The organism is Alkaliphilus serpentinus, assembly GCF_009017255.1.
GTDB lineage: Bacteria > Bacillota > Clostridia > Peptostreptococcales > Natronincolaceae > Alkaliphilus_D > Alkaliphilus_D serpentinus.
On sequence record NZ_WBZB01000031.1, the window covers coordinates 1 to 3,762 of the forward strand.

Here is a 3,762-nt window from a genome sequence, read left to right on the forward strand (position 1 = left end):
CGCATGAAATGCTTTTGTTCATCTAATAAAGTAGTCACTGTATGTTTGGGTAGTGAGAGAATAACCAAACTTGTAGGAAGAGTATAGAAAAGAAGCCCTCATACTACATACACAAGCGATATATACGACACAACGTCAGATATAACTCCTAGTTGGCTACATATACGACATTAAGTCGCATATAAATCCAAATTGGATGGATATCCGACTGTCGTAGATGAGGGAGTTATCTGCAATCCCTAAAGATACTGTGGATATATATACTCAAAAAATTGATAATGCAAGTGAAGAATTTTATGGCATATAAATCGAACTAGAGAAAAAGGAGGTTGCTATGAAAATCGATTTTTACTATTGGGACAATCAATGTCCTATCAATTATGAGACATTAGAACTACTAAAAAAATTGGATTCTAGTTTGTTTGATATTAATTTCCACGATATTACAGACAACCAAGAATTAGCAAAAAAGATGAAAATGTACTTCCCTTCACTAACTGTATTTAACGACTTTATTCGATGGCGAAGCCCAATCAATATTAATCTCATCAATAATATAAGTAAAGGAGTAATAATAAAAGAAGAACCATATATTGTAGATATTCCAAGAAATGAATTTACAGGAAACCTAGTGAAACTTACTGGTAAGACTATATCAGGAATAAATAAATGCTGCACAATGACTGAATGTATTGAAGCTTGCTTTGCTAAAGGAGAATTTTTATCAAAGATAAATGGTAATTTTTTAGGTTATCTGCATTATAAAGGTAATAAAATCATTGGAGGAGCGGAATATATTCCAACGTTTCTTGTTCCCTATGATATACCTAAAGATAGTGATACAGCTTTTTTAACATGTTCTTATTTATCATCGGATACATTATATGATAATAAAGCATATCCCCTTAGAGTATTAGAAAAAGATTTATCGAACAGTTTTAAACGAATTCTTGCAATCAGTGACGAACAAGGAGTATTCCCAAATGGGAACTTAAAATGGTTTAAAGAGCAGGGGTATAAGGATGAAGGAATTATTAGTACTGAAGAAAACTATGCTAAACTACATCTAGTTAGCAAAATTTTGTAAAATAATTATATCAAATAAGTCAATAAAGAATGTTAAATGGTGTATTGGAATAGAAAATTTGTGATGTGGGACAGCAGATAACAATGTTTTTACGCAAGGGTGCTGGAGGCAAGTTCACTGAAACTTAATCCATAGCCATAGTGAAGTAGGATCAGGCACCACACCTTCTCACTGGGTGACAAGCACCTCCAAGACGGTCTATCTTTAGGGTCCAGCTCGAAGGCGTCGTAAATACAAAAACGTTATATGAAATGGGTAGTTGAAAGATGAGGAACACTGAAAGTAGTATTAATAGAGTATTTATATAGGATTGCAAAAATGGAGGGATTGGATTGGGAGATTATATAGGAGATTTGCGAAAATTTGTAGGTACAAGACCGATTATTATGTGTGGAGCAAATGTTATTTTGATAAATTCGCAAAATGAAATATTATTGCATCATCGAACAGATAGAGATTGGTGGGGGTTGCCTGGAGGGGCAATGGAGTTGGGTGAAAGTCTTGAAGAAACAGCAAGAAGAGAAGTATTTGAAGAAGTGGGCTTAAAATGTGGAGAATTAAAACTATTCAATATATACTCAGGAGAAAAACAATATTACAAGTACCCAGATGGAAATGAGGTTTACAATGTTACTGCAACTTACTTGTGTAGGGATTACATTGGTAAAATTTCTGTTGATTTAAAGGAAGGTCGAGATGCAAGATTTTTTTCTTTAGATAGGATACCTTCCAACCTTAGTTATACAATAAAAGGTACAATATATGAGTTTCTAGAAAGAAGTCAAAAAGGGAATCTCTAAAAAAGATCTTTAATGAAGAAATTTACGATAAGGTAGACAGACATGAATGTCAGTCAAATATTATAAACTACCCACTCCATATAACACTGTATTTACGGGAGGTGCTGGTAGGCACGTTTTGAGGGAAAGGTCAGCGCACCACATCCCTTCACCGGGAACGAAGTTCCGCCAGGACGGTCTATCTTAGAGGTCCGGCTCAACGACGTCAGGAATACCAAAACGTTAGCTGACATCGCCCATTTCTAAAAAAGATGATCTAAATTTCTGTTAAAGGAGAACGAATAAAATGAATCGTGAGATTGTTAACAAGGCTGAAGAAATTATTGAAAGAAATACGGGGGAAACATCCTATTGTGTATTGGCACTAATAGATAAAGATGGTTATCCTACAGCATCCACAATAACAGCATCAAAAGCTGATGGAATCAATTGTATTTATTTCTGCACAGGTCATGGAGGTAATAGAACTAATAGAATTGACAAATGTAACCATGCAAGTATCTGTTTCAATGCTAAGGATTATAATATTACGCTAGTAGGCACAATTGAGATACTGACTGATGCTGATATGAAAAGTAAAATGTGGTATGACGGACTTGCGAATCATTTCAGTGGACCAGAAGATCCTAATTATTGTGTCTTACGATTCAAAACAGAACGTTATAATCTGTTGATTGACTGGAAAGAGGTAAGTGGAACATTATAATAGAAACCGATACACAGCTTAAAAGGCATTATCATAATTGATGAAGATGAAGAACATTATTTGATTTAGAGTAATTTTAAGTATTAAAGTGTGTCTAAGACGGTCAATGGGCAACATCAGCTAACAATATGTTTCCGACATTCATCAGCTTAAAGGAGACTGTGATTTTGTGATGAAGAGCTGAAGAACATCGGCAACACGCGAACGTTAGCTGACATAACCTATAAATAAAAAACAGTGGAGCTAAGCCACTGTAAATTAGTGAAAATTGATTTGAAGTTCTTTTCCAAGAGCATGTGCAATTTTACTTAAAAATTCAATACTTGGATTATATTGGCCACTTTCTAATCGTGATATTGCAGATTGTTGAGTTCCAACTATTTCAGCTAATTCTTTTTGGCTTAGCCCTTGAGATATTCTCAACTGAATAATTTCCTTTTTTATATCAAAAAGCACTTTTAAGTCATCATATTCTTTTTTCACCTGTGAGGATTGAAAAAGCTTCTTTTTAACTTCTTCATGATTCATTTTTTTCACTTCCTTTCAAGTAGGCATCTATTCTTTTAGCAGCAACTTTTAAATCACTTTTTGGAGTTTTAGCAGTAGTTTTTCTGATTGCATGAAGCAAAACAAATTTACCTTTTACAAAATGAAAATAGAAAATCCTAAAATTATTACTGCTATGTTTTATTCTTAGTTCCCATAAACTATCTATACCTTGGATTTTTTTAATGTGGGGCATACCGAGAGCTAAACCAAATTCAGATAGCAAATCTATCTCCCTAAGTATTTTGGCTTGTTCTTTTGGGGATAGAGTAGATATAAAATCATAGACTGGATATTCACCTTTTTCAGAATAATATTCTACTTCATACAAATTAATCACCCCTGTTTATGAGAATATTATATCACATATATGTTATAATAGCAATTAGGTGTAATAAATTTTGAAGCGGCTATTTTAGAGGTTGTACTTGGTTACGATCAGCTAACACAGTGTTTACGGGAGGTGCTGTCAGTCACGTGTCAAGGGATACGTCAGCGCACCACATACCTTCACCGGGAGCTAAGCACCGCCAAGATAGTCTATCTTTAGGGTCCGGCTCAGGGACGTCGTAAATACGGAAACGTTAGGCGAAATATTATCAATAATATCGCTCTGCCAACTT

General features: G+C 34.4%; 5 protein-coding genes. 3 read left to right on the top strand and 2 right to left on the bottom strand.

What is annotated here, in order from left to right:
• Positions 1 to 334: 334 nt before the first annotated feature.
• The 3 genes from F8153_RS09100 to F8153_RS09110 all read left to right on the top strand — a co-directional run bounded on the left by F8153_RS09100 (position 335) and on the right by F8153_RS09110 (position 2,593).
• Positions 335 to 1,087 (top strand): hypothetical protein, encoded by a 753-nt coding sequence (locus F8153_RS09100; protein ID WP_151866049.1) that lies wholly within the window; start codon positions 335 to 337, stop codon positions 1,085 to 1,087.
• A gap of 332 nt (positions 1,088 to 1,419) precedes the next feature.
• The gene (locus F8153_RS09105; RefSeq protein WP_151866050.1) at positions 1,420 to 1,887 is read left to right on the top strand and encodes an NUDIX hydrolase; all 468 of its coding nucleotides are present in this window, start codon (positions 1,420 to 1,422) and stop codon (positions 1,885 to 1,887) included.
• Positions 1,888 to 2,173: 286 nt separating this feature from the next.
• Entirely contained in the window at positions 2,174 to 2,593 is a 420-nt protein-coding gene (locus tag F8153_RS09110; RefSeq protein WP_151866051.1) for a pyridoxamine 5'-phosphate oxidase family protein, read from the top strand.
• 258 nt (positions 2,594 to 2,851) lie between these two features.
• Here the strand turns inward: F8153_RS09110 and F8153_RS09115 are convergent, their stop codons facing one another.
• Together F8153_RS09115 and F8153_RS09120 are read right to left on the bottom strand one after the other, a co-directional pair.
• Positions 2,852 to 3,121, bottom strand: coding sequence for a helix-turn-helix transcriptional regulator (locus F8153_RS09115; protein WP_151866052.1), 270 nt, complete (start codon positions 3,119 to 3,121; stop codon positions 2,852 to 2,854).
• Positions 3,111 to 3,479 carry a type II toxin-antitoxin system RelE/ParE family toxin gene (locus F8153_RS09120; protein WP_151866053.1) on the bottom strand — a complete coding sequence of 123 codons (369 nt, stop codon included), beginning with the start codon at positions 3,477 to 3,479 and terminating at the stop codon, positions 3,111 to 3,113. Before F8153_RS09120 ends, F8153_RS09115 begins: the two co-directional genes overlap by 11 nt.
• Positions 3,480 to 3,762 lie beyond the last annotated feature (283 nt).